This is a genomic window from Kitasatospora sp. NPDC034023, assembly GCF_055575795.1.
The window spans coordinates 170,116-195,862 of sequence record NZ_JBVIRY010000002.1 but is presented as its reverse complement, the minus strand read 5'-3'; the positions used below and the strand labels follow the sequence as shown (position 1 = coordinate 195,862).

Sequence of the window (25,747 nt, the reverse complement as noted above, 5' to 3'; positions counted from 1 at the left end):
GCACCCCTATCCTTTCCTGTACGCCCTCGGGGTTCACCCGGGTCAGCGGGCCCCGTACGGGCCGGGCGAGGCGCGAATCCGCGTGCTCTCCGGCCGATCCGGCGCGGACAGCGTGCTGCCGCGACTTCGTACCGTGACCCGGGCGTCGGCCGTCCGGTGACCCCGGGCCGCGGTCGACAGGGCGCGGACGGCAAGGTCGAGCACCCCCGGGAAGCAGCGGGGGGCGCCGTGCGTTGCGTCGAGTGGTACGTCGAACGCTGTGCCGCACCAGGCACGGCAGTTGCGCGGAAGGGGCCCGATGGAAGCCGGCGGCAGGTGGACGACCTGGTGGCAGAAGCGTGAGCGTCAGCGGGCTCGGGCGGGGGACCCGGACGGCCCGGCCGTAGGACTCGATCAACTGCTCGGCGCGGCACGCGCCGGATTCCCGCTCGCCCCGGCCGCCCACCCGGCCGGCTACCGCTGTTCCTGTGACCGGGTGGCCTGTCCGGCCCCGGCCCAGCACCCGGTCTCCTTCGCCTGGCAGACCCAGGCCACCACCGACCCCGAACAGCTCTCCCGCTGGCTCGCCCGCGACCCGCAGGCCAACTTCATCACCGCCACCGGCCGGGTGCACGACGTCCTGGACGTCCCGGCCGAGGCCGGACGGCTGGCGCTGGAACGACTCACCGCGGCGGGCGTCGAAGGCCCGGTCGCCGCCGTCGGCGAGGACCGCTACCTGTTCTTCACCGCCACCCGCGGCACCCCGCAGGACGAGGACGAGTGGTGGCCGAGCGCGCTCGACTCCACCCCGGACACCATGTCCGAACACCCCGGCCTGCGCTGGCACTGCCGCGGCTCGTACACCCTGCTCCCGCCGGCCGCACTGCCGGACGGCTCCCAGGTGCGGTGGCTGCGCGGGCCCGAGCAGCCACTGCCGGACCCGCTGCGCGTCCTGGACGTGCTGACCGACGCCTGCACCGAGGTGGGCGCCGTCGCCGAGGAGCAGTGGCTCATCGGCTGACGGGCGCTGTGACTCGCCCGCTCGCCTCCGGGGCGCTCTGACCCGGTGCCGACGGTCGGCGCTCCAAGACCCCTCGTTCCTCGGGGCCTCTTCGCTTCTTCCTTTCGGCGCCGGCGCGCCCCTTCGGCTCGGGGCGGGGGCTCGCCCGCTCGCCTCCGGGGCGCTCTGACCCGGTGCCGACGGTCGGCGCTCCAAGACCCCTCGTTCGTCGGGGCCTCTTCGCTTCTTCCTTTCGGCGCCGGCGCGCCCCTTCGGCTCGGGGCGGGGGCTCGCCCGCTCGCCTCCGGGCCGAAGGGGCTCGGGGCGGCTGCCCCGACGCGGGGTCACGGCAGGGTGAGGATCTCCGCGCCGTCCGCCGTGACCACCAGGGTGTGCTCGAACTGGGCGGTCCGCTTGCGGTCCTTGGTGACGACCGTCCAGCCGTCCGGCCACATCTCGTAGTCGTAGGTGCCCAGGGTCAGCATCGGCTCGATGGTGAAGGTCATGCCCGGCTTGATCACCTCGGTGGCCCGCTCGCTGTCGTAGTGCGGGATGATCAGGCCGGAGTGGAACGACGTGTTGATGCCGTGTCCGGTGAAGTCCCGCACCACGCCGTAGTCGAAGCGCTTGGCGTAGGACTCGATGACCCGGCCGATGACGTTGATCTGACGGCCCGGCTTGACCGCCTTGATCGCCCGGTTGAGGGATTCCCGGGTGCGCTCGACCAGCAGCCGGGACTCCTCGTCCACGTCGCCGACCAGGTAGGTGGCGTTGAGGTCGCCGTGCACCCCGTGGATGTACGCGGTGGCGTCGATGTTGATGATGTCGCCGTCCTGCAGCACGGTCGAGTCCGGGATGCCGTGGCAGATCACCTCGTTGATCGAGGTGCACACCGACTTGGGGAAGCCCCGGTAGCCGAGGTCGGACGGGTAGGCGCCGTGGTCGCACATGTACGCGTGGGCGACGGCGTCCAGCGCGTCCGTGGTGACGCCGGGGGCGATCAGCTTGGCCGCCTCCTCCATCGCCCGGGCCGCGATCCCGCCCGCGATCCGCATCTTCTCGATCGTCTCGGCGGTCTGCACCTCGGGCCCGGTGTACGGCGTCGGGGCGGGCCGCCCGACGTACTCGGGGCGCGCGATGTGTGCCGGGACCTTGCGGGTGGGGGACTGGATGCCGGGTACGAGAGCCATGGCCGCGAGTCTAGTCGCCGGGCCCCGGCCGGACGGGCGGTGTGCGGAGCCCCCCGGGCCGGGGAATGATCGGTATCGACCCCAGCTGTGAACGCCGACCGACTGAACGGGAGAACACCATGCCCCTCGGATTCCACCGCAAGCCGACCGGGAAGCCCGGCGAGTGGTTCTACTGCATCAAGCACGCCAAGGTCGAGGAGGGCCCGGAGTGCCCGGCCAAGGACCGCCTGGGGCCGTACGACAGCCCTGCGGAGGCCGCTCAGGCGCTGCAGATCGCGGACGAGCGCAACCGGGAGTGGCGCAACGACCCGCGGTGGACCGACAAGCCGAAGGACGGGGCCGAGTAGGCCGACACCGGGTGGCCGACGCCGGGCAGGTCAGCGCGGCTCGGGGGCGGTGAAGTACTCCTCGTCCACGCTCAGCACGACGAGGCGCCGCCCGCCCGCGAGCGCCTGGGCGGCGGCCTGGTCCACGGGCATCGCGGGCCTGGACTCCCGGTCGGCCCAGGCCTTCGTGGCGGCGTTCGGCGCGGAGAGCGTCCAGGGGAAGCCCACACCCGGGGTCGGGGGGCCGCCCGCGTCCTTCCGTTCGTCGAAGGCCAGGCTCACCCCGAGCAGGTCGTGCTCGCCGTCGCTGCGCGGGAAGCCGTACCAGAGTCCCTCGCCCGGCCGGGGCGAGGCGTTGGAGTCGACGGTCAGGGCGCCCTGGGCGGTCATCGCCTGCTCCCAGCGCGATCGGGCCTGCTGCGGATCGCCGCTCACCGCGAGGTACTTGACCACCTGTCGACGGCACTTCGGGGCCGGCCAGTGCGCCCCGAACCCGTCCGACCGGCTGGGATCGACCCCGCAGCCGTCCTGGACGCCCTCGCCGATCACCTGGGCGCCGGAGAGCGCCGGGAGCAGCGTGGCCAGCCGCCGGTCGATCTCGGCGGTGAGGGCCTGGTCGGCGGCGGCCACCTCGGAGGAGGCGGCCAGGGCCGCGACGTCCGGCACCGGCGAGTCGAGCGTGGTGCCGACCGCGGGACGGGCCTGGTCCGCCACCTTGTTGCCTCGCGACAGCGCCCAGCCGAGCGAGCCGACCACGGAGGTCACGACGACCACCACCGCCGCCCACTGCTTCCAGCCCCCGGTCTTCATGCCCGGCAGTCTAGGGCGCGGCCGTCGCCCGCGTGGCTGCCGAGCTCCAAGCACCTGAACACCGTCCCCGCCGCCGGATTCGGCGACGGGCCTACCAGCGGCTGATCGTGGGGGCCGCGGTGAGTCGGGCGGCCAGGTCGGCGAGGCGGTCGAGGGTGGTGCGGCGGCCGGAGGGCTGTGCGGCGGCGGTGCTGACCAGGTGTTGGGCGAGGTCGAAGGGTTCCTCGGCGGCGGTGCCGACGGCCAGTCGCTCGTGGGCGAGCCCGTCGAGGTCGCTCGGGGTGGTGGGGGCGGCGCCGTCGACGGCGAGGACGGTCGCGCCGTGCCGTCGGGCGTCGTGCACCCGTTCCAGCAGCGGGGTGCCGGCCGCCTTCGGGGCGACCACCAGGACGGTGGCGCCGCGTCCGGCGTCGGTGAGCCGCCGCAGGCCGTGCGCGAGGTGGGGTGGGGCGCCGACCGGTGGACGGTGCCGCAGCAGGGTGGGTGCCAGCCGGGGGACGGCCGACCAGGCGGCCTCGTCCTCGAGGTGGGCGGCCAGGTGCCAGGGCTCGTACGCCTCGGTGCCGACCAGCAGCAGCCCGCCGGCCCCGCGCCGCCGTTCCACCGAGTGCCGCAGTGACGCGGCGAAGTCGCCGACCGTCTCCCACCAGCCCGTGCCGGACAGCCGTTCACGGAGTGCCGAAACTCTCACCGCGTCCATGCGGGCCAGGATGTCGCGCCGGGCCGGGGATTTGGCAGGATCGGCCCATGACTTCCCTCGATTCAGCGACAAACCCGGCCCATGAGCTGCCGGACGTCTCGCAGCTGGTGGTCGGTGTCCTCGGCGGCACCGGTGACCAGGGGCGTGGTTTGGCCCTGCGGCTGGCCAAGGCCGGCCAGCAGGTGATCATCGGTTCCCGGGACGCCGCCCGGGCCGAGGCCTCGGCCGCCGAGCTGGGCCTCGGCGTGCGCGGTGCCGACAACGCCACCGTCGCCCGGGAGAGCGACGTGGTGATCATCGCGGTTCCGTGGGACGGCCACGCCGCGACGCTGACCGCGCTGCGCGAGGACCTGTCCGGCAAGATCGTCGTCGACTGCGTGAACCCGCTCGGCTTCGACAAGCAGGGCGCGTACGCGCTGAAGCCGGAGGAGGGCAGCGCCGCCCAGCAGGCCGCTGCGCTGCTGCCGGACTCCCGGGTCACCGCCGCCTTCCACCACCTCTCGGCGGTGCTGCTGCAGGACGAGTCGGTGGAGTCGATCGACACCGACGTCATGGTGCTGGGCGAGGACCGGGCCGCCACCGACATCGTGCGCGCCCTGGCCGCCCGGATCCCCGGCATGCGCGGCATCTACGCGGGCCGGCTGCGCAACGCCCACCAGGTCGAGGCGCTGGTGGCCAACCTGATCTCGGTCAACCGCCGCTACAAGGCCCACGCGGGCCTGCGGATCACCGACGTGTGACCGATGGACGCCGTGTCGACCTCACCCCTGGACCCGCTCCGGAGGTGAGGTCGGCGACAATGGGTGGCGGCCGCAACCCGGCCCGGCCGCACCCGTTTCGTCGGCCGCACCCGTTCTAGGAGCCTTCCGCCATGCCCCGCACGTCCCTGCTCGCCCTGATCGTCGTCGTCCTCGCGCTGGCGGCCGCCGTCTTCTCGCTGACCCAGGGCCTGTGGCTGGGCCTGATCTGGGTGCCGCTGGCCGGCGTGGCCAGCAACGTGCTGTGGCTGAACCGCCGCCGGGCGAAGATCGCCGAGGCCGCCGCCTCGGCCGCCGAGCGGGGCTAGCAGGAGCTGGCTCCGGGCTGGTTCGGGCTGGTTCCGGGCTAGTTCTTCCAGAAGCTGAACAGGTACCGGCCGAGCGTCGCGTAGTCCTGGTCCACGCCGAAGAGGTTCATCAGGTCGTGGACGATCCCGAAGAAGAACGAGTTCACCGAGGGCTGCCACAGCAGCGCGAAGATCGCGAGCATCCCGTACGGCGCGAACGGCTCGACGGCGCGTCGCGTCTTGTACGACAGCCAGGGCTCGACGATGCCGTATCCGTCCAGGCCGGGCACCGGCAGCAGGTTCAGCACCGCCGCGCTGAGCTGGAGGAAGCCGAGGAAGCCGAGCGCGCCGGAGAACGGCGAGATGGTCAGCTCGTAGCCGTTCCAGAACGCGTGCACCGTCGGGTCGTCCAGCCAGCCCGCGCCGATCGGGATCAGCAGCGCCCCCGCGATCACCAGGTTGACCAGCGGCCCGGCCGCCGAGATCAGGCTGTGCTTGAGCCGGCCCTGGATGCGGTGCCGCTCGATCCACACCGAGCCGCCGGGCAGGCCGATGCCGCCGAGGATCACGAAGACGATCGGCAGCACGAAGCTGAGCAGCACGTTGGCGTACTTCAGCGGGTTGAGCGTGAGGTAGCCCTTGGCGCCGACGGTGATGTCGCCGCCGTGCAGCGCGGTGCGCGCGTGGGCGTACTCGTGCAGGCAGAGCGAGACCATCCAGCCCGCGACCACGAACAGGAACACCCCGAACGAGGCGTTGCCGTAGCCCGAGTACACCGCCCAGCCGGAGGTGCCGAATATGGCGAGGAGTACCCAGAACACCGGGCTGATCCGGCGGTCCTCGCTGCGGGAGCGCGGCGTGGCGGCGAAGGTCATGGTGTGGATGCTCCGTGGGCAGGGGGAGGGCGGGATACGGGCCGGGGTCGATCATGCCGGGCGGGCCGGTGACCGGACAAGCCGCTCCGGGTGAACGTCCGAACACCCGGCCGCGTTCCGTCGCGGGCAGGGGACGCCGGGCAGCGGGCATGGGGCAGCGGGCAGGGGGCGCCGGGGCCGCCAGCACAATTGTGCGGCTGTACCCCCGCCGATCGACCAGAATGGTCCGGTGCACTACGGCATCCTCGGGACGACCACGGCCCACCACGACGACGGAACCCCGGTGCCGCTCGGCGGCGCCCGGCTCCGGGCGCTGCTCACCGCACTGGCCCTGCGGCAGGGCCGCCCGGTGCCGGCCGACCTGTTGGTGGACGAGGTGTGGGACGCCGACCCGCCGCAGGACTCCTCCGCCGCGCTGCAGACCCTGGTCGGCCGGCTGCGCCGCACCATCGGCCGGGACGAGATCGGCTCCGGCCCGGCCGGGTACTGGCTGACCGGCCCCGGCACCGACCTCGCCGACTTCCAGCGGCTGAGCGCCGAGGGCCGCCGCGCCCTGGACGCCGGGGACCACGCGGCCGCCGCCGAGCGGCTGCGCGCCGCCCTGGCGCTGTGGCGCGGCCACGCCCTCGCCGACCTGCCGGACCGCACCGGGCCGGCCGCCCGGCTGGAGGCCCAGCGCGAGGAGGCCCGCCGGCACCGGATCACCGCCGATCTCGGGCTCGGCCGGGCCGCCGACCTGGTCGCCGAACTCGCCGAGCTGTGCGAGCGGCAGCCGCTGGACGAACCACTGCAGCTGTTGATGATCCGGGCGCTGCGCGAGAGCGGCCGGACGGCCGACGCGCTGCGCCACTACGAGCGGACCAGGCGCGCCCTGGCCGACGAGCTCGGCGTCGACCCGGGCCGACAACTCCAGTCCGTGTACGCCGAGTTGCTCGCCCCCGCCGCGGAGAAGGAATCGACGCCGGCGCCGGAGCCGACCAGGGCCGCCGCGACGCCCCAACCTCCGCGCGCCGGCGGCAACCTGCGCAGCCGGCTGACCAGCTTCGTCGGCCGGGAGGCGGATCTCGCCGCGCTGCGCGACCTGCTGACGGAGCGTCGGCTGGTGACGCTGACCGGCCCCGGCGGCTCCGGCAAGACCAGTCTCTCGGTCGAGGCCGGTCGGGCCGAACAGTCCGCCGGGGCCTGGCCGGACGGCGTCTGGGTGGCCGAACTCGCCCCGCTGGAGAGCCCGGACGCGGTGCCCGCCGCCGTGGTCTCCGCGCTCGGCCTGCGCGAGATCGTGCTGCACAGCACCAGCATGGTCGCCGAGGTGATCGAGAAGCGGGTCGAGAACCCGGTGCGCCGGCTGGTCGAGCACTGCGGCCACCGCCGGATGCTGCTCGTCCTGGACAACTGCGAGCACCTGATCCAGGCCGCCGCCGACCTCGCCGACGTGCTGCTCGCCGAGTGCCCCGGGCTGACCGTGCTCGCCACCAGCCGCGAGCCGCTCGGCGTGCCCGGCGAGACGGTGCTGCCGGTCGAGCCGCTGCCCGACCCGGTCGCGCTGCGGCTGTTCGCCGAGCGCGCCGCCACCGCCCGTCCCGGCTTCGACCCGCAGGGCGACCCGGCGGCCTGCGCCGAGATCTGCCGCCGACTGGACGGGCTGCCGCTGGCCATCGAGCTGGCCGCCGCCCGGCTGCGGGTGATGACGGCCCGCCAGATAGCCGACCGGCTGGACGGCCGGTTCGCGCTGCTCACCGCGGGCAGCCGCACCCTGCTGCCGCGCCAGCAGACCCTGCGCGCGGTGGTCGACTGGAGCTGGGACCTGCTGGGCAAGCGGGAGCGCGCGGTGCTGCGCCGGCTCTCGGTGTTCTCCGGCGGCTGGCAGCTGGAGGACGCCGAGGCGGTCTGCGCCGACGGCCTCGACGTGGCCCCCGGGGAGGTCGCCGACCTGCTGTTGTCGCTGGTCGACAAGTCGCTGCTGGTCGCCGACCTGGACGGCGCCAGCCTGCCGCGCTACCGGATGCTGGAGACCATCCACGAGTACGCGGACGAGCGGCTCGCCGGGTCCGCCGCCGAGCGCGCCGCCACCGAGGCCCGCCACCTGGCGCACTTCCGTGCCCTGGTCGCGGAGGCCGACCGGTACATCCACGGCCCCCAGCAGCTGCACTGGCTGACGGTGCTGGATCGCGAGCAGGACAACATCCGGGCCGTGCTGCGCCGCGCGGTCGACCTGCGGGACGAGGAGCAGGCGCTGGTCCTGTGCCTCGGCATGAGCTGGTACTGGTCGCTGCGCGGCTACAGCATGGAGGCCCGTAACTGGTACAACGCGGTCGCCGCCCTGGGACCGGACCCGCTCGCTCCGGACGTCCCGCCGCCGGTGCCGCTGGAGCGCGGCGTGCTCGCGTACGGCGTGCCGATGCCCGACGGCGTGGTGGAGGAGGCCCGTCGGCTGCTCGCGATGTACCAGCTGATCGGGCTGTTCGAGGGGAACCTGGACGTGATCGGCGACCAGGACGCGGCCGCCGTCGCCCAGGGGCTGCTGGACGTCTACACCCCGGAGCTGCCGCAGGGCTACCGGTTCCCGGCGCTGATGCGAGTGTTCGGCGCCTTCCTGTCCGGCCGGCCGGAACTGATGAAGGACCTGCTGGACGACGCCGTGCGCGGCTGCGAACAGTACGGCGGGTCGAGCGACCTGGCGTTCATCCTGCAGGTCCGGGCCCGGATGCTGAACGACTGGCCGAGCGGTGCGGATCAGAGCGTCGCGGACGGCGAGCGCTCGCTGGAGCTGTACGAGCGGGCCGGCAACCTCTGGGGGGTCTCCCAGGCGCTGGCCGCCCACGGCGAGAGCCTGGCCAACCGGGGCGAGTCCGAGGCCGCCGCGGCCGCGTACGCGCGGGCGATCGAGCTGGCCGAGGAGCTGGGGGCGCCGCAGGAGATCCCGATCCTGCAGGTGCACCTCGGCACCGCCCTGCTGGAGTACGACATGGAGCGCGGCGAGCGGGTGATCCGGGAGGCGCTGGCCTCCATCGTCTCCCCGGGCACCGACCAGTCCACCACCGGCGCCCTGATGTTCGGCCACCTGACGCTCAGCGGCATCCACGCCCAGCGCGGCGAGTACGGGCCGGCCCTGGCCGAGCTGGACAGGCTCGAGGTGGTCAACGTGGGCGGCTTCGCGCCGAGCGTCGTGGCCGGGCTGTTGACCAGCGCCCGGGGCTGGATCACGGCCCGGGCCGGCGACCCGGACCGGGGCCTCGCCATGCTGCGCGAGGGCCGGCGGCTGCTGCGCTCGCTCACGGCCGCGAGCGGCTTCGCCGAGCACATGACGGTGATGGTGGTTCCCGCCGTCATCGCGGTGCTGTGCACCTTCGCCGAGCGCGACGGGGACCTGGCGCGGGCCGAGGTGGCGGCCGTGCTGACCGGTGCGTACGGCGGGCTGCACGGCCCGAAGGGCGGCTACCTCGACCGGGTCGAGCGTGAGCGTTCCGTCGGCATCCTGCGGGAGCTGCTCGGCACCGAGGCGTTCGAGGAGGCCCGCGCCCGCGGTGACGAGATGACCCAGCAGCAGACCCACGAGCTGCTGGAGGAGTTGATCGGCGAGCAGTCGGGCGAGCTGGGGGACGAGCAGTCGGGCTAGCGGCGGGCGAGCGGCCGGGCGAGCGGTGAGGGCCCGGCCGGTGACCGTCCCCTGGTCACCGGCCCGCCGGGCCCGGACGACGGCCGGCGCCTGTCCCGGGCAGCCGGCCGCCCTGCCCGCCGCCCCTCCTTCCGCGGAGGGCCGGCGGAGGCCTTTTCCTCGAAGAGGGTCAGGTCCGCTTGCGGAACCGGGCCACCGCGAGCGGGGCGAAGACCGCGGTGATGGCGGCGGACCAGATCATCACGATCATCACCGGGTGGGCCACCGGGCCCTGGCCGTTGAGCAGCGCCCGGGAGGCGTCGGCCAGTGCGGACAGCGGGTTGACCTTGGTGAAGGACTGCAGCCAGCCCGGCATGGTGCTGGTCGGGGCGAAGATCGAGCTGCCGAACTGCATCGGCATCAGGACCAGCATGGACACGCCCTGGACGGCCTGGGCGCTGCGCAGCGCCATGCCCAGCAGCATCGATATCCAGACGATCGACATGCCGAACACCAGGGCCAGGCCGATCGTGGCCAGTACCTCCAGGAGGCCGGTCTTCACCTCGAAGCCGATGCACATCGAGAAGCCGATCAGGATCGCGAAGGAGAGCAGCCCGCGGAGGGTCTCGGCGGCGATCTTGGAGAGCAGGACGGAGGCCCGGCCGATCGGCAGGGTCCGGAAGCGGTCCATCACGCCGGTCTGGAAGTCGCTGTTGAGGCCGGTGCCGACGGCCATCGCAAGGGTGAGGCCGGTCTGCCCGAGCAGGCCGGGGACCAGGTACTGCCGGTAGGTTTCCTGGTCGCCGGCCATCGCCCCGCCGAAGACGTAGACGAACAGCACGGTGAAGATCACCGGCATCAGCACGGCGTCGAACATCGACTCCGGGTCGGCCTTGATCCGCATCAGGTTGCGCCGGGTCAGCGCGCCGACGTGGCGCAGCGTCCCGGACAGGCCGATCCGGGAGTCCTCGACCCGGGCGGGGGCGAGCGTGGCGGTGGTCATGCGACGGGCTCCTTGGCGAGGCTGGGGGCGGGTGCCGCGTCGGCGGGCTTGCCGGTGATGGCGAGGAAGACCTCGTCGAGGCTGGGCACCTTGGTGTCGATGCCGGCGATCGCGAAGCCGCGGCCGCCGAGCACGCCGATCACCGCGGTCAGCTGCTCGTCGCCGGTGATCGGCACCGCGAGCAGGCCGGTGTCGGCGGAGTAGGTGGCGGTGCTGACGCCGTTGTCGCGCAGGCAGCGGGCCATCTCGGGCAGATCGGCCGGGTCGGCCGGGCGGACCTGGAGGGTCTGGCCGCCGACCTTGGCCTTGAGTTCGGACACCAGGCCGTTGGCGATGACCTTGCCGCGGTCGATGACGGTCAGCTCGTTCGCGAGCTGCTCCGCCTCCTCCATGTACTGGGTGGTCAGCAGCACGGTGGTGCCCTCGGCGACCATCCGCTGCACCTCGTCCCAGACCTCGTTGCGGGTGCGCGGGTCCAGGCCGGTGGTGGGCTCGTCCAGGTAGAGCACCCGGGGGCGGCCGATCATGCTGGCGGCCAGGTCGAGGCGGCGGCGCATGCCGCCGGAGTAGGTCTTGGCGGTCCGCTTGGCGGCCTCGGTGAGCGAGAACCGCTCCAGCAGCTCGTTCGCGCGGGTCCTGGCCTCACGGCGGGAGAGGTCGAGCAGCCGGCCGATCAGGTAGAGGTTCTCGTACCCGGAGAGGAGCTCGTCGACGGAGGCGTACTGGCCGGTGAGGCCGATCGTGCGGCGCAGCTGCTTGGGCTGGCGCAGGACGTCGTAGCCGCCGACGTGGGCGGTGCCGGCGTCCGGCTTGATCAGGGTGGAGAGGACCCGGACCAGGGTGGTCTTGCCCGCGCCGTTGGGGCCGAGCACGCCGAGGACGGTGCCCTCCCGCACGGTGAGGTCGACCCCGTCGAGGGCCTTGGTGGTGCCGTACTGCTTGACGATGCCGCGGACCTCGACGGCGTTGCCGGCGGCGGCTCCCCGGTCGTTCGGGGCGGTGGCGATTCGTGTCATGCCACCAGGTTGTCCGCCCCGGCTGTCAGCCCCCTGTCAGCGCGGCGGCGGCCGCGGCGGTCCGCTGCCAGGCGGCTGTCACGCCGCTGTCAGCGCCGTCCGGGCATGACAGCGGCCCCGCTCCGAGCCCTTCGGTTCGGAGCAGGGCCGGACGCTTCGGTTCGGAGCGGGGCCGGACGGCCGGTCAGTGGAAGCTGTGCTCCTCCGCGGGGAAGGCACCGCCGCGGACGTCCTCGTCGAAGGCCCGGGCGGCGTCGCCCAGGACGGCCCGCAGGTTGGCGTACTGCTTGACGAACTTCGGCACCCGGCCGGCCGTCATGCCGGCCATGTCGGTCCAGACCAGCACCTGGGCGTCGGTGCCGGGGCCGCCGCCGATGCCGACGGTCGGGATCGCGAGCTGCTCGGTGACCTGGGCGGCCAGTTCGGCCGGCACGGCCTCCAGCACCACCGAGAAGGCGCCCGCCTGCTGGACCGCCTTGGCGTCGCGCAGCAGCTGGTGCGCCGCCTCGTCGCCGCGGCCCTGGACCGGGTAGCCGCCGAAGGCGTGCACGGACTGCGGGGTGAGGCCGATGTGCGCCATCACCGGGATGCCGGCCTCGACCAGCAGCTCGATCGAGCGGGCGCTGCGCTCGCCGCCCTCCAGCTTGACCGCGCCGACCCCGGCCTCCTTCATCAGCCGGGCCGCGTTGTGCATGGCCTGCGCGGGGGACTCCTGGTACGAGCCGAACGGCAGGTCGGCGACGATCATCGACCGCTTGGTGCCGCGGACGACGGCGGCGGAGAGCATCACCATCTGATCCATGGTCACCGGGACGGTGGTCTCGTAGCCGAGGTGGCAGTTGCCCGCCGAGTCGCCGACCAGCAGCACCGGGATGCCGGCCTCGTCGAACACGCCTGCGGTCAGGGCGTCGTAGGCGGTGAGCATCGACCACTTCTCGCCGCGCTGCTTGGCGGAGGCGAGGTCGCGGACGGTGATGCGGCGGCTGGTGACCCCGCCGTAGAGGGTGGCGGTCGACGCCTGGTTCTGGGCAGGCGAAGGCGAAGAAGCGTTCATGGAACGGACTCCTGAAGGGTTGTCGTCTCGTGGCGCCGTACGGCGTCCCCGGATCACCTCCATGCTTGCACGCCCCGGCGCGCGCGCAAAGAGGGGTGCGTTCGTCCCGGTGCGATCCGTGACACACCCGGGCCCGTCGCCTCGGACGGCGGCCTCGGACTTTGCCTCGTTTTTACGAAACGGGGTCGTCTCGTATCGTATTCCCCGCTACTCTGGTGCGGGGGGTTACGAGACGTTTCCGACTCGGAATTGCCCGCCAGTGCCACGCCAACACGGACGGGAAGACCAATGACCACCGCAGCCGCGCCACCCCGCGTGCCGGAAGCCATCCACCGTCGGCGCTGGGCGATCCTCTGCACCCTCGTGCTCGCCCTGCTCGTCGTCGTGCTCGACAACTCGATCCTCAACGTCGCGATGAAGACCATCGCGACCCCCGCTCCGGTCGGCCTCGGCGCCACCCAGAGCGACCTGGAATGGTCGATCAACTCCTACACCCTGGTGTTCGCCGGGCTGCTCTTCACCTCGGGCCTGCTCGGCGACCGCTTCGGCCGCAAGCTCGCCCTGCTGGCCGGCATGGTGGTCTTCGGCATCGCCTCGCTGCTGTCCGCGATGGCCGGCTCGCCCGGTGAACTCATCGGCTTCCGCGGCCTGATGGGCGTCGGCGCCGCGCTCGCGATGCCCGCCACGCTGGCGATCATCATGAACGTCTTCGAACGCTCCGAGCAGCCCAAGGCGATCGGCATCTGGGCGGGCGCGGTCGGCCTGGCCATCGCCATCGGCCCGATCACCGGCGGCCTGCTGATCGAGCACTTCTGGTGGGGCTCGGTCTTCCTGATCAACGTCCCGATCGTGATCGTCGCGGTGATCGCGATGGTGATCCTGGTGCCCGAGTCCAAGGACCCCAACCCGGGCAAGCTCGACCCGGTCGGCGTGCTGCTGTCGATCATCGGCCTGGTCGCGCTGATCTACGGCATCATCAAGGGCGGCGAGCTGGCCGACTTCACCGCCGTCGAGGCCTGGGCACCGACCCTGACCGGTGTGGTCGCGCTGGTCGCCTTCGTCTGGTTCGAGCGCCGCACCGCGTTCCCCGCGCTGGACGTCTCCTGGTTCCGCAACAAGGTGTTCAGCGCCTCCGTGGTGGTCGTCGGCGTGATCTTCTTCGCGCTGATGGGCGTCTCCTTCTTCGGCGTCTTCTACATCCAGAGCGTGCGCGGCTACAGCGCGCTGCAGGCCGGTCTGCTGATGCTGCCGCTGGCCGTCGCCCAGCTGCTGTTCGCGCCGCGGGCCCGGCTGGTGGTCGACCGCTTCGGTGTCGCCGCCACCGCCGCGACCGGCATGGTGCTGGTCGCGCTCGGCTTCGTCGGCTACATCGTGCTGACCGCCACCACCCCGATCTGGGTGCTGATCGTGCTCGGCCTGGTGATGGGCGCCGGCATGGCGCACGTCATGCCGCCGGTCACCGTCGCGATCATGGGCTCGCTGCCCCGCGAGAAGGCCGGCGCCGGTTCGGCCGTCAACAACACCTTCCGTCAGGTCGGCGGCTCGCTGGGCGTCGCCGTGCTCGGCGCGGTGCTCTCCACCGTCTACCGCGACGGGATGTCCGACACGCTGAACCAGCTGCCCGAGAACCTGCGCGACAAGGCCGGCGAGTCGCTGGAGGCCACCCTGGCCATCGCCGACCGGATCCCCGGCGGCAAGGCCCTGATCGCCCCGGCGAACGACTCCTTCATCCACGCCATGCACGTGGTCGCCTCGCTCTCGGTGGGCATCTCGCTGGTCGGCGCGCTGGTCGCCTGGTTCCTGCTGCCGCGCCGCACCGCCGCCCCCGGCGCTCCGGCCGCCCCGGCCGGTCCGGCGGGCGAGCAGGCGGACGCGAGCCGGGAGACCGCGGCCGCGGAGGCCTGACCGGCGGCCGGGTCGCAGGACGGCTCGGGCCGGACCACGGCTCGGGCCGCAGGACAGCCGAGAGACAATGGCCCTGCCGACCGGTGCACCCGGTCGGCAGGGCCTCGGCCCGGCGGCGGGCCCCCGCCCGCCGTACGGACCGCCCATGACACGGACGGCGCCCGCGCGCCCCGGGGACAGCGAGGGAGAACAACGGGGATGAAGACGGACACCCCGACCGCCGACACCGAGCAGGACTGCGCCGCCGACGCCGACGCCGGCCAGGCCTGCGCCGCCGCACGCCGCGGCCGGCCGCGCAGCGAGGCCGCCGAACAGGCCATCTTCACCGCGGTGGTGGACCTCATGGCGAGCGGCACCACGATGTCCGAGCTCACCATCGAGGGCATCGCCACCGCCGCCGGCGTCGGCAAGGCCACCATCTACCGGCGCTGGCCCAACAAGGAGGCCCTGCTCGTCGACGTGGTCGGCAAGCTGGAGGCCCCGATGCCGGAGCCGAGCGGCGGCGGCGCGCGGGCCGACCTGATCGAGATGGTCGACTACATGCGCCGGCGCGGCCTCGCCAAGCGCACCCGCTGGGTGCTCAAGGCCGCCATGGGCCAGATGCAGAGCCTGCCCGAGCTGCACAACGTGTACCGCGAGCGGGTGGTCAAGCCGCGCCGTGACGCGGGGCTGGACCTGATCCGCCGCGCCATGGACGAGGGCGTGCTCCGCTCCGACCTCGACCTGGACCTGCTCGGCGACCTGCTGATGGGCCCGATCCTCTACCGCAGCATCCTGTGGGACGACTCCGACCTGGAGGACCCGGACCTGGCCCGCAAGATGGTCGACGCGCTGCTCCAGGGCCTCGCGCCGCGCTGACCCCGGGCCGCCGTCGAGCCGTCCTCCAGCAGCCGTCGGGCCGTCGTCGGGCCGTACCGGACTGCCACCGGAGCGTCCTGACGGGACGTGGCCTAACTCACCAAACCGGGCCACGCCGGAACCCGCTCCGGGAGCGTGACGTCTGTCCCGGCATAGGCTGAGCCGGGTATCCGATCGAACCGGCACCGGTCCGGTGCCGCGCCCGTCCCCACGGGCCGGATCCGGGCCGGCGGACGGCACGAGCGAACGGGAGCCACGGAATGGCGCAGGCGGACAGGACCGAACGGATCGCGGCCCCCGGAGGTGCCGACGACTCGGCCCCGGCGGTCCGGTTCGGCGGCCTCCTCGGCCTGCGGGACTGGGGCCGGGACGCCCGCGGCGCGACCACCTGGCGGCGCGGCCTGGTGGTCGCCGTCCTGGCCGGGCTCACCGCCGCGCTGCTCGCCTTCCACGCCGAGGTGCCCAACAGCGTCGGCAACCTCGGGAGCCTGCTGGAGACCTTCCTGCCCTGGCTGGGCCTGGCCGTCCCGGTGCTGCTGGTGCCCGCGCTGCTGCGCCGCTCCGCCACCGCGCTGCTCGCCCTGCTGCTGCCCGTCGTGCTCTGGGTCAACCTGTTCGGCGGCCTGCTGACCGACAAGAGCGGCGGCAAGGGCGACTGGACGGTGGTCAGCCACAACGTGGCCGCCGCCAACACCGACGTGCCGGGCACCATCCGGGGGCTGGTCGCCTCCGGCGCCCAGGTCGTCGCCCTGCAGGAACTGGCGGGCAGGGCGATGCGCTCGTACGAGACCGGGCTCGCCGAGGCCTACCCGTACCACACGGTGGAGGGCACGGTCGGGCTCTGGTCGAAGTACCCGATCAGCGGGGTCGCGCCGGTGGACCTCAAGATGGGCTGGACCAGGGCGTTCCGGGCCCAGGTCGGCACCCCGCAGGGCCCGGTCGCGGTGTACGTCGCGCACCTGCCCTCGGTGCGGCTGAAGGCCGAGGGCGGCTTCACCGTCAACCAGCGGGACGCCAGCGCGCAGGCGCTCGGCGACGCGATCGAGGCCGAGCCGCTCAAGAAGGTGCTGCTGCTCGGCGACCTCAACGGCACCATGAACGACCGCAGCCTGGCGCCGGTCACCTCGCAGATGCGCTCGGCCCAGGGCGCCGCCGGGGACGGCTTCGGCTTCAGCTGGCCGGCGTCCTTCCCGATGGCCCGGATCGACCAGATCATGAGCAAGGGCGGGCTCGAACCGGTCGACTCCCGCACCCTGCCCCGGGACGGCAGCGACCACCTCCCGGTGGTCGCCACCTACCGGTACGACGCGTAGCGCTCGTCTCAGCCGCGCCGCCAGCGGTTGGTGATCGGCAGTCGGCGGTCCCGGCCGAAGTTCTTGACCGAGATCTTCGGGCCCGGCGGGTACTGGCGCCGCTTGTACTCGGCGGTGTCGACGAGCCGCACCACCCGGTCCACCACGGCCGGGTCGAAGCCGGCCGCCACGATCGCGTCCCGGCCCTCGTCGCCCTCGATGTAGCGCGCCAGCACGCTGTCCAGCAGGTCGTAGTCGGGCAGCGAGTCGCTGTCCACCTGGTCCGGCCGCAGCTCGGCGGACGGCGGCTTGACGATGGTGTTCTCCGGGATCGGCGCCACCTCGCCGCGCCGCTCGGCCTCCTCGTTGCGCCAGCGGGCCAGCCGGAAGATCAGGGACTTGTACACGTCCTTGATCGGCCCGAACGCGCCCACCGAGTCGCCGTACAGGGTCGAGTAGCCGACGGCCAGCTCGCTCTTGTTGCCGGGCGCGAGCACGATGTGCCCCTCCTGGTTGGAGATCGCCATCAGCAGGGTGCCGCGCAGCCGGGACTGCAGGTTCTCCTCGGCCAGGCCGGTCAGCTCGGTGGCGGCCAGGTAGGCGTCGAACATCGGGGCGATGGAGACGGTCCGGAAGTGCAGCCCGGTGCGGCGGGCCAGCTCGGCCGCGTCGTCCTTGGAGTGCTCGGAGGAGTAGCGGCTGGGCATCGAGACGCAGTGGACGTTCTCGGCGCCGATCGCGTCCACCGCGATCGAGGCCACCAGCGCCGAGTCGATGCCGCCGGACAGGCCGATCAGCACCGACCTGAAGCCGTTCTTGGCGACGTACGCCCGGGTGCCGGAGACCAGCGCGGCCCAGATCTCGGCCTCGTCGGACAGCCGCGGCGCGACCTCGGCGGTCAGCTGCTCGGTGGGCACGGGCTGCGGCTCGCCGTCCAGCTCGGTGCGGACCAGGTGCAGCCCGTCGCTCAGCAGCAGGCCGTCGGTGTGGTCGCTGCTGGCGGCCGGCAGGTCGAGGTCCAGCACCAGCAGGTGCTCCTCGAACTGCGGGGAGCGGGCGAGGACTTCGCCGTCCGCGCCGACCACGATCGAGTCGCCGTCGAAGACCAGCTCGTCCTGGCCGCCGACCATGTTGACGTACGCCAGGGCGCAGCCCGCCTCGGCGGCCCGGCGCCGGACCAGCTCCAGCCGCTGGTCGTCCTTGTTCCGCTCGTACGGCGAGCCGTTGATCACCAGCAGCAGCCCGGCCTCGGCCTCGCGGGCCGCGGTGACCCGGCCGCCGTCCTGCCAGATGTCCTCGCAGACGGCCAGCGCGACGTCCACCCCGTGCACCCGGACCACCGGCAGCTGGTCGCCCGGGACGAACCAGCGGAACTCGTCGAACACGCCGTAGTTGGGCAGGTGGTGCTTGGCGAAGCGGGTCACGACCTCGCCCCGGTGCAGCACGGCGGCGCAGTTCTGCGGCGACCCGGCCGGGCGGTTGAAGCGCGGCGAGGCGTGCTCGGAGCGCCCGAGGTAGCCGACCACCACCGGCACCTCGCCCAGCCCGTCGGCCGCCAGCCGGCCGGCCAGCTCGACCAGCGCGCCGCGGGAGGCCTCGACGAAGGAGCGCCGCAGGGCGAGGTCCTCGACCGGGTACCCGGTGAGGGCCATCTCGGGGAAGGCGACCAGCTGCGCGCCGGCCTCGACGGCCTGCCTGGTCCAGCGCACCACCTCATCGCTGTTGCGGGCGAGGTCACCGACCCAGGGGTCGATCTGGCTCAGGGCGAGACGGAGATTGGGCATGCCCCCGAGTGTAATCGTCTATCTGACGCAATGTCCCGCGAGGGGGGTCGGTCCAGGGTCGGTCCGAAGCCGGCCCGGGGTTGTTCCGCGGTTGCTCCGGGGCTGTTCCCGGGCCGATCCAGGGCCGATCCAGGGGGTCGGCACTGCCGGACCGGGCGGTGATCGGCCATGATGGGGGCATTCGCCGCCAGGGGTCTTCCGGAGGCCGCCCGGGCGTAACACGAGCGTAAAGAGCAGAGGTGAGACTGTCCCCATGGGCAAGCAGCAGCAGTTCGTGCTTCGGACGCTCGAAGAGCGTGACATCCGGTTCGTCCGGCTGTGGTTCACCGACGTGCTCGGGTTCCTCAAGTCGGTCGCGGTGGCGCCGGCCGAACTGGAGCAGGCCTTCGAGGAAGGCATCGGGTTCGACGGCTCCGCGATCGAGGGCTTCGCCCGGGTGTACGAGTCCGACATGATCGCCAAGCCGGATCCGACCACCTTCCAGATCCTGCCGTGGCGCTCGGAGACCCCGGGCACCGCCCGGATGTTCTGCGACATCCTGATGCCGGACGGCTCGCCGTCCTACGCCGACCCCCGGTTCGTGCTCAAGCGCACCCTGGAGAAGGCCTCCCAGCAGGGCTTCACGTTCTACACCCACCCGGAGATCGAGTTCTTCCTGCTGAAGAACCTGCCCGGCGACGGCACCGCGCCGATCCCCGCCGACCAGTCCGGCTACTTCGACCACACCCCGCGCGGGGTCGGCCACGACTTCCGCCGCCAGGCGATCACCATGCTCGAGTCGATGGGCATCTCGGTCGAGTTCTCGCACCACGAGGGCGCCCCCGGCCAGCAGGAGATCGACCTGCGCTACGCCGACGCGCTGTCCACCGCCGACAACATCATGACCTTCCGGCTGGTCATGAAGGAGGTCGCGCTGGAGCAGGGCGTGCACGCGAGCTTCATGCCCAAGCCCTTCTCCGAGCACCCCGGCAGCGGCATGCACACCCACCTCTCGCTGTTCGAGGGCGACCGCAACGCCTTCCACGAGTCCGGCGCCGAGTACCAGCTCTCCAAGGTCGGCAGATCCTTCATCGCCGGCCTGCTGAAGCACGCCGCCGAGACCGCCGCCGTCACCAACCAGTGGGTGAACTCCTACAAGCGGATCTGGGGCGGCTCCCAGCGCACCGCCGGGGCCGGCGGCGAGGCGCCGTCCTACATCTGCTGGGGCCACAACAACCGCTCGGCGCTGATCCGGGTGCCGATGTACAAGCCGGGCAAGCAGGGCTCCACCCGGATCGAGGTCCGCTCCCTCGACACCGGCTGCAACCCCTACCTCGCCTACGCCGTCACCCTCGCGGCCGGCCTGAAGGGCATCGAGGAGGGCTACGAGCTCCCGCCCGGCGCCGACGACGACGTGTGGGCGCTGTCCGACTCCGAGCGCCGCGCCCTCGGCATCCAGCCGATGCCGCAGAACCTCGGCGAGGCCATCGACCTGATGCAGCGCAGCGAACTCGTCGCCGAGACGCTGGGCGAGCACGTGTTCGACTTCTTCCTGCGCAACAAGCGCCAGGAGTGGGAGGAGTACCGCTCCGAGGTCACCCCGTTCGAGCTGCGGAAGAACCTCCAGGTGCTCTGACGGATCCGTCGGTCATCGCGTGGGCCTGGTCCGGTCGGACCAGGCCCACGCCGCTCGTGTGGCCGACCGGACCGCGGTCGGATCCGCGCCTCGGCCGCCTTGAGCGAACCGTCAGGCGGTCCTACGTTGTTGGTGGGTTGGACGGGCGGCATCCCCCGCGCACGTTAATCCGTTGGGCCAATGCGGTTACTCTGCAGCGATGCGAGCCGTGACCGGGTGACGGAGAGGCGTATCCAGAAGGTCCGTTTGCGGATCATCCTGGAGTGTCATGCGTATTCGAATCACCACCCTGGTCCTGTCCGGACTGACCTCGGCCGCCCTCGTGTGGGGTGCCGGCTCCGCGGCCTACGCCTCGCCCGTCGTCGACCACAGCGCGTCCTCCGAATCGGCTGGGGCCCAGGGCGAATGGGTCGACAGCCTCCTTCGTCAGGCCGAGAGGGACAACGGCGACGCCACCGGCACCTTGGCCTTCAGCGGCCGTGGTGCCCTCAAGTCCGGGCCGGTGTTCAGCCAGACCTACCGAACCGACGGTGGCACCGAGATCGACGGAACCTCGGCCGACATTCCGGCGGCGGACAGCGCGAAGCCAGTCGACGTTCCGGCGGTGGACGGCGCGAAGCCGGTCGACGTTCCGGCGGTGGACGGCGCGAAGCCGGTCGACGTTCCGGCGGTGGACGGCGCGAAGCCGGCCGACGCCCCCGAGCGGGACAAGGCGGGCGAGCCGGGCGAGGAAGGAACCAAGCAGGACGAAGTGGGTCAGCCGAGCGAGGAAGGAGCCGAGCGCGGTCGGCCCGTGGCCCAGCCGTCGACGCTCGCGCTCCCCGAGGGCCTGTCGGCCGGTAGCGGCAAGCGCTGCGACGAAGGCAAGCACGGCCACGGCGTCCACCACGGCCCCGGCTGCTCCTGCCGCCCCTGCGAGCACGTCAGCCATGGTGAGCACGGCGAGCACGGCGAGCACGGTGAGCACGGTGAGCACGGTGAGCACGGTGAGCACGGCGGGCAGGAGCAGGGGCAGCACGGCGAGCAGAACCAGTCCCAGGGCCAAGGCCAGCACGTCGACGTGACCGTCACCGTGCAGAACAACCTCAACAACAGCGCCAGCAACTCGAACAAGCAGGCCTCGCACAACGTGAACAAGGTCAAGTTCGTCGCGGAGGAGCGAGCGCCGTACAAGACGGTCCACCTGGGCGGCCACGAGCACGAGGCGAAGGGCGGGCACCACAACGCGGGCGAGCAGCGCCCGGCCGGGCACAGCCACGAGGAGCTGGCCCAGACGGGGAGCCAGGAGGCGCCGGTGCTGATCGGCCTCTCGGCGGCGTTCCTCGCGGCGGGCGCGGCAGCCATGCGGGTCAGCCGACGGCGTGCATGACCGGGACCGTCCCCCGGGGTGCCGGGTAGCGCCCCGCCCGGCTGGTCAACGGCCGGGCAAGACGGCGAACCAGGGGCTGGTGCGCCGGCGGTTGCCGAGTATCGAGTGACGGACGGGCGGTGCGCTGTGGGCGCACCGCCCGTCGGTCGTGCGTCGGTGTCACCGCCTGCGCCCCTTCGAGGGCCCCGCTAGCGCAGCTCGGGGGGCGGCGTACGGCCCGGGTCCACCGGCTGTTCCCGGACCAGGCTGCCCCAGACGGCCATCCGGTACAGCGACGTGTAGACCGGCGTGCAGGTCGTCAGGGTGATGTAGCGGCCCGGCTCGGTGTACGGGGAGCCGGTGGGCACGGGGGCGATGACCCCGGTGTCGTACTTGGAGGTCTGGGGCAGCGTGGCATCGACGCGGTAGACGTACCAGCGGTCGCGGGTCTCCACGACCAGCGGGTCGCCCGGCTTCAGCCGGTCCAGGTCGTGGAACTTGGCGCCGTGCCCGTCGCGGTGGGCGGCGAGGGCGAAGTTGCCTTGGGCTTCCCAGGGCATGGCCGAGGGGTAAGGCTCCGTGTAGGCGCCGGCGACCCCGTCCGCGAGGGTGTCCTCGTCGGCACCGACCTTGATCAGCACCTGGTAGCCGGCTCCGAGGGCCGGCACGTGAAGGAAACCGATGCCCCCGCCCGCGTCGAACGGGGGCGGCGCGGCGGTGCCCGCGGCGCCGGTCGGTGCGGGCGTCGGGGCCGTCGCCGACCAGGACTTGCGCAGCTGCTCGGCGGCGAGGCCGGCGTGCCGGGCGGCCGTGAGGTTCGTCCACCACAGGGAGTAGACGACCAGCAGGGCCAGCAGCACACCGATGGTGAACAGCACGTCGCCGAGCACGCCGACCACACCCCGGAGGGGGCGTCGGCGTGCGGTCGGCTCCCCGGCCGGGTGCTCGGTCGCCATGGGTCGTCCCTTCGGATGGGGGAGCGCAGGGGCGGACCCGGGCGGGGAGGCACCCGGCGCGGGAGCCGCCGCCGGGGGCGTCCCGGCTGGTCATGCGCGTACTCCACCGCGCCCGCGAGTCGGCGGGCAAGCCGACACGCCACGCCGGCGGCCGGGGCCCCTCCGCCCGGCCGACCGGTGACGGGCGGGCTCGACCTGTGGGCCGTCCGGCGGTGGGCCGCGCAGGCGCGTAACCTGCTGGAGCGGACGGATGGAGGGGCCGATGGCGGTGGACGAGCAGCGGGCCGGGAGCCGGGTCAGCAAGCCGGAGAACCGGCTGGTCCGGCGCGGGTTCGGCGACCCGGCGCGGGCGGTGCGGCTGTTGGAGGGCCCCGGGCTGGAAGGCCTGGCCGACGACCCCGTGCTGCTGGACGCGCTCGGCGCCACCGCCGACCCCGACCTCGCGCTGCTCGGCCTGGCCCGGCTGATGGAAGCCGCCGACGAGGCCGACCGGCACACCCTGCGCGACACCCTCACCACCTCCAAGCCGCTGCGCGACCGGCTGCTCGGCGTGCTCGGCGTCTCCACCGCGCTCGGCGACCACCTGGCCCGGCACCCGCACGACTGGCACACCCTGGTCACCTTCGAGCTGCGCGACATGCACCCCGGCCCGGAGGACTTCCGCCGCGCCCTGTCCGAGGGCGTCCGCGGCGGCGGCCCCGGCCCGGCGGACGCGCTGCGGATCGCCTACCGCCGCTGCCTGCTCGCCATCGCCGCCCGCGACCTGACCGGCACCAGCGACCTCGCCCGGACCGCCGCCGAACTCGCCGACCTGGCCGGCGCCACCCTGCAGACCGCCCTCGACCTCGCCGCCGAGCATGGCCCGGAAGCCGCCGCGGCCTGCCGGCTCGCGGTGATCGGCATGGGCAAGTGCGGCGGCCGCGAACTCAACTACGTCTCGGACGTGGACGTCATCTTCGTCGCCGAGCCGCGCGAGGGCGTGGAGGAGCACGAGGCGGTCCGGGCCGCGACCCGACTGGCCGCCGCCCTCACCCGGCTCTGCGCGGACACCACCGGCGAGGGCACCATCTGGCCGGTGGACGCCAACCTGCGCCCCGAGGGCCGCAACGGCCCGCTGGTGCGCACCCTGGCCAGCCACCTCGCCTACTACCAGCGCTGGGCCAAGACCTGGGAGTTCCAGGCGCTGCTCAAGGCCCGCCCGGTCGCCGGGGACGCCGAACTCGGCGCCGCGTACATCGAGGCGCTCGCCCCGCTGGTCTGGCAGGCCGCCGCCCGGGACAACTTCGTCACCGACGTCCAGCAGATGCGCCGCCGGGTGATCGACTCCATCCCGGTCACCGAGCTGGACCGCCAGCTCAAGCTCGGCCCGGGCGGGCTGCGCGACGTCGAGTTCTCCGTCCAGCTGCTCCAGCTGGTGCACGGCCGCACCGACCCGGCGCTGCGCAGCGGCAACACCCTGGAGGCGCTGGCCGCGCTCTCCCGGGGCGGGTACGTCGGCCGGGCGGACGCCGCCTCGCTGGACACCGCGTACCGCTTCCTGCGCTCGCTGGAGCACCGGATCCAGCTGTACCGGCTGCGCCGCACCCACCTGATGCCCACCGGGGCCGAGGACCGGCGCCGGCTGGCCCGCTCGCTGGCCACCCTGATCAACGACGACACCCGCGCCGACCCGGTGGCCGCGCTGGAGCGGGAGTGGAAGCGCCACGCGGTGGAGGTCCGGCGGCTGCACGAGAAGCTGTTCTACCGGCCGCTGCTCGACGCCGTCGCCGAACTGCCGCCGGGCGCCGCCGGGCTGACCCCGGACGCCGCGCGGGCCCGGCTGGAGGCGCTCGGCTACACCGACCCGGCGGCCGCGCTGCGCCACATCAGCGCGCTGGCCTCCGGGGTGAGCCGCAAGGCCGCGATCCAGCGCACCCTGCTGCCGGTGCTGCTCGGCTGGTTCGCCGACTCGGCCGACCCGGACGCCGGGCTGCTCAACTTCCGCCAGGTCTCCGACGCGCTCGGCCGCACCCCCTGGTACCTGCGGCTGCTCCGGGACGAGAGCGCCGCCGCCGAACAGCTGGCCCGGGTGCTCTCGGCCGGCCGGCTCGCGCCCGACCTGCTGCTGCGCGCCCCCGAGGCGGTGGCCATGCTCGGCGACCCGAACGGGCTGGAACCGCGCGGACGGGCGGCGCTGCAGTCGGAGATACTGGCCGCCGTCGGCCGGGCCGGGTCCACCACCGCCGCGGTGGCCGCCGCCCGCTCGGTGCGCCGCCGGGAGCTGTTCCGGACGGCCGCCGCGGACGTCCTCGGCCGGCTCGGGGAGGACCCCGCCGAGGCGCTGGACACCGCCGGGGAGGCGCTCACCGCGCTCAACGCCGCCACCCTGCAGGGCGCGCTGCGGGCCTGCGTCGCGGGCTGGGAGGCCGAGAACGGGGACCTGCCGACCCGGATCTCGGTGGTCGCGATGGGCCGCTTCGGCGGCCACGAGCTGGGCTACGGCTCGGACGCGGACGTGCTCTTCGTCCACGAGCCGCTGCTCGGCTCGCTGGAGCAGGAGGCCGCCCGGGCCGCCCAGGCGGTCTGCCACGAGCTGCGCGCCCAGCTGGGCGCGCCGTCCACCGAGCCGCCGCTGCTGGTCGACGCCGACCTGCGGCCGGAGGGGCGCAGCGGACCGTTGGTGCGCAGCCTCGCCTCGTACGCGGCGTACTACCGGCGCTGGTCGCACGCCTGGGAGAGCCAGGCGCTGCTGCGGGCCGAGCCGGTCGCCGGGGACGAGGAGCTGGGCACGCGGTTCCGGCAGCTGATCGACCCGCTGCGCTACCCGGGCAACGGGGTGCCGGAGCGGGACCTGGTGGAGATCCGCCGGATCAAGGCCCGGATCGAGGCCGAGCGGCTGCCGCGCGGGGCCGACCCGACCACCCACACCAAGATCGGCCGGGGCGGGCTGGCGGACGTGGAGTGGACGGTGCAGCTGCTCCAGCTGCGGCACGGCCACGAGCTGCCGGCCCTGCGCACCACCCGGACCAGGGCGGCGCTGGCGGCCGCGGTCGCGGCCGGGCTGGTGGAGCCGGAGGACGCGGAGGTGCTGGAAGCGGCCTGGGTGCTGGCCTCCCGGGTGCGGGCGGCGGTGATGCTGGTGCGCGGCCGGCCCGGGGACAGCTTCCCGGGGGAGGCCCGGGAGCTGGCCGGGGTGGCCCGCTACCTCGGGTACGGCGCCGGGCACAGCGGGGAGCTGCTGGACGACTACCGGCGGACCACCCGGCGGGCCCGGGCCGTGGTGGACCGGCTGTTCTACGGCCTCTGACGGCCGCTGACCGCCGCTGACCGCCGCTGACGGCCTCTGCCCGTCTCCGGCCGTCTCCGGGTGCGTGACTTCCGGGTACGCGAAAGGGGCCCCTGCTCGGGGCCCCTTCG

General features: G+C 73.4%; 20 protein-coding genes. 11 read left to right on the top strand and 9 right to left on the bottom strand.

Annotation, left to right across the window (positions count from 1 at the left end; all coding sequences use genetic code 11):
• Positions 1–298 precede the first annotated feature (298 nt).
• Positions 299–1,000, top strand: coding sequence for a bifunctional DNA primase/polymerase (locus ACZ52R_RS03730; protein WP_360492683.1), 702 nt, complete (start codon positions 299–301; stop codon positions 998–1,000).
• 323 nt (positions 1,001–1,323) lie between these two features.
• Here the strand turns inward: ACZ52R_RS03730 and map are convergent, their stop codons facing one another.
• On the bottom strand, positions 1,324–2,169 hold the full coding sequence (gene map, locus ACZ52R_RS03725; protein ID WP_360492680.1) for a type I methionyl aminopeptidase: 846 nt from the start codon (positions 2,167–2,169) through the stop codon (positions 1,324–1,326).
• A 119-nt stretch (positions 2,170–2,288) separates the two neighbouring features.
• Between map and ACZ52R_RS03720 the strand changes: the two genes are divergently transcribed.
• Positions 2,289–2,516: a hypothetical protein gene (locus tag ACZ52R_RS03720; RefSeq protein WP_360492677.1), complete on the top strand. Its 228-nt coding sequence runs from the start codon at positions 2,289–2,291 to the stop codon at positions 2,514–2,516.
• A gap of 30 nt (positions 2,517–2,546) precedes the next feature.
• Here ACZ52R_RS03720 and ACZ52R_RS03715 read toward each other — a convergent pair whose 3' ends face one another.
• Together ACZ52R_RS03715 and ACZ52R_RS03710 are read right to left on the bottom strand one after the other, a co-directional pair.
• The gene (locus tag ACZ52R_RS03715) at positions 2,547–3,305 is read right to left on the bottom strand and encodes a hypothetical protein (RefSeq protein ID WP_360492674.1); all 759 of its coding nucleotides are present in this window, start codon (positions 3,303–3,305) and stop codon (positions 2,547–2,549) included.
• A 91-nt stretch (positions 3,306–3,396) separates the two neighbouring features.
• Positions 3,397–4,005, bottom strand: a complete 609-nt coding sequence (locus ACZ52R_RS03710) for a hypothetical protein (RefSeq protein ID WP_465621644.1) — start codon at positions 4,003–4,005, stop codon at positions 3,397–3,399.
• 47 nt (positions 4,006–4,052) lie between these two features.
• On the opposite strand from ACZ52R_RS03710, the gene npdG reads away from it, so the two are divergent.
• Both npdG and ACZ52R_RS03700 read left to right on the top strand, forming a co-directional pair.
• Positions 4,053–4,745 (top strand): NADPH-dependent F420 reductase, encoded by a 693-nt coding sequence (gene npdG / locus ACZ52R_RS03705; RefSeq protein ID WP_360492668.1) that lies wholly within the window; start codon positions 4,053–4,055, stop codon positions 4,743–4,745.
• Positions 4,746–4,876: 131 nt separating this feature from the next.
• A complete protein-coding gene (locus tag ACZ52R_RS03700; protein WP_360492665.1) occupies positions 4,877–5,071 on the top strand; it encodes a hypothetical protein in 195 nt (64 codons plus the stop codon).
• Positions 5,072–5,109: 38 nt separating this feature from the next.
• Here the strand turns inward: ACZ52R_RS03700 and ACZ52R_RS03695 are convergent, their stop codons facing one another.
• The gene (locus tag ACZ52R_RS03695; protein ID WP_465621640.1) at positions 5,110–5,925 is read right to left on the bottom strand and encodes a site-2 protease family protein; all 816 of its coding nucleotides are present in this window, start codon (positions 5,923–5,925) and stop codon (positions 5,110–5,112) included.
• Between the two features lie 229 nt (positions 5,926–6,154).
• Here ACZ52R_RS03695 and ACZ52R_RS03690 point away from each other — a divergent pair, with 229 nt between their 5' ends.
• The gene (locus ACZ52R_RS03690; protein ID WP_465662837.1) at positions 6,155–9,541 is read left to right on the top strand and encodes an AfsR/SARP family transcriptional regulator; all 3,387 of its coding nucleotides are present in this window, start codon (positions 6,155–6,157) and stop codon (positions 9,539–9,541) included.
• A 169-nt stretch (positions 9,542–9,710) separates the two neighbouring features.
• Here ACZ52R_RS03690 and ACZ52R_RS03685 read toward each other — a convergent pair whose 3' ends face one another.
• The 3 genes from ACZ52R_RS03685 to panB form a co-directional block, all read right to left on the bottom strand.
• On the bottom strand, positions 9,711–10,523 hold the full coding sequence (locus ACZ52R_RS03685; RefSeq protein WP_465621637.1) for an ABC transporter permease: 813 nt from the start codon (positions 10,521–10,523) through the stop codon (positions 9,711–9,713).
• The gene (locus tag ACZ52R_RS03680) at positions 10,520–11,539 is read right to left on the bottom strand and encodes an ATP-binding cassette domain-containing protein (protein WP_465752629.1); all 1,020 of its coding nucleotides are present in this window, start codon (positions 11,537–11,539) and stop codon (positions 10,520–10,522) included. Before ACZ52R_RS03680 ends, ACZ52R_RS03685 begins: the two co-directional genes overlap by 4 nt.
• A 184-nt stretch (positions 11,540–11,723) precedes the next feature.
• Positions 11,724–12,593, bottom strand: coding sequence for a 3-methyl-2-oxobutanoate hydroxymethyltransferase (panB, locus tag ACZ52R_RS03675; RefSeq protein ID WP_465621633.1), 870 nt, complete (start codon positions 12,591–12,593; stop codon positions 11,724–11,726).
• Positions 12,594–12,881: 288 nt separating this feature from the next.
• On the opposite strand from panB, the gene ACZ52R_RS03670 reads away from it, so the two are divergent.
• The 3 genes from ACZ52R_RS03670 to ACZ52R_RS03660 all read left to right on the top strand — a co-directional run bounded on the left by ACZ52R_RS03670 (position 12,882) and on the right by ACZ52R_RS03660 (position 16,669).
• The gene (locus ACZ52R_RS03670; RefSeq protein WP_465621631.1) at positions 12,882–14,498 is read left to right on the top strand and encodes an MFS transporter; all 1,617 of its coding nucleotides are present in this window, start codon (positions 12,882–12,884) and stop codon (positions 14,496–14,498) included.
• Positions 14,499–14,696: 198 nt separating this feature from the next.
• A complete protein-coding gene (locus tag ACZ52R_RS03665) occupies positions 14,697–15,356 on the top strand; it encodes a TetR/AcrR family transcriptional regulator (protein WP_465752627.1) in 660 nt (219 codons plus the stop codon).
• Between the two features lie 260 nt (positions 15,357–15,616).
• Positions 15,617–16,669 (top strand): endonuclease/exonuclease/phosphatase family protein, encoded by a 1,053-nt coding sequence (locus ACZ52R_RS03660; protein WP_465621627.1) that lies wholly within the window; start codon positions 15,617–15,619, stop codon positions 16,667–16,669.
• Between the two features lie 8 nt (positions 16,670–16,677).
• On the opposite strand, the gene ACZ52R_RS03655 is transcribed toward ACZ52R_RS03660, so the two are convergent.
• Positions 16,678–18,432 (bottom strand): NAD+ synthase, encoded by a 1,755-nt coding sequence (locus ACZ52R_RS03655; RefSeq protein WP_360492639.1) that lies wholly within the window; start codon positions 18,430–18,432, stop codon positions 16,678–16,680.
• A gap of 253 nt (positions 18,433–18,685) precedes the next feature.
• Here ACZ52R_RS03655 and glnA point away from each other — a divergent pair, with 253 nt between their 5' ends.
• The gene (glnA, locus tag ACZ52R_RS03650; RefSeq protein WP_465621622.1) at positions 18,686–20,047 is read left to right on the top strand and encodes a type I glutamate--ammonia ligase; all 1,362 of its coding nucleotides are present in this window, start codon (positions 18,686–18,688) and stop codon (positions 20,045–20,047) included.
• 268 nt (positions 20,048–20,315) lie between these two features.
• Positions 20,316–21,416, top strand: a complete 1,101-nt coding sequence (locus ACZ52R_RS03645) for a hypothetical protein (RefSeq protein ID WP_465621620.1) — start codon at positions 20,316–20,318, stop codon at positions 21,414–21,416.
• A gap of 188 nt (positions 21,417–21,604) precedes the next feature.
• Here ACZ52R_RS03645 and ACZ52R_RS03640 read toward each other — a convergent pair whose 3' ends face one another.
• Positions 21,605–22,351: a class E sortase gene (locus ACZ52R_RS03640; RefSeq protein ID WP_465621618.1), complete on the bottom strand. Its 747-nt coding sequence runs from the start codon at positions 22,349–22,351 to the stop codon at positions 21,605–21,607.
• A 262-nt stretch (positions 22,352–22,613) separates the two neighbouring features.
• Between ACZ52R_RS03640 and ACZ52R_RS03635 the strand changes: the two genes are divergently transcribed.
• Positions 22,614–25,637, top strand: coding sequence for a bifunctional [glutamine synthetase] adenylyltransferase/[glutamine synthetase]-adenylyl-L-tyrosine phosphorylase (locus ACZ52R_RS03635; protein WP_465752771.1), 3,024 nt, complete (start codon positions 22,614–22,616; stop codon positions 25,635–25,637).
• Positions 25,638–25,747 lie beyond the last annotated feature (110 nt).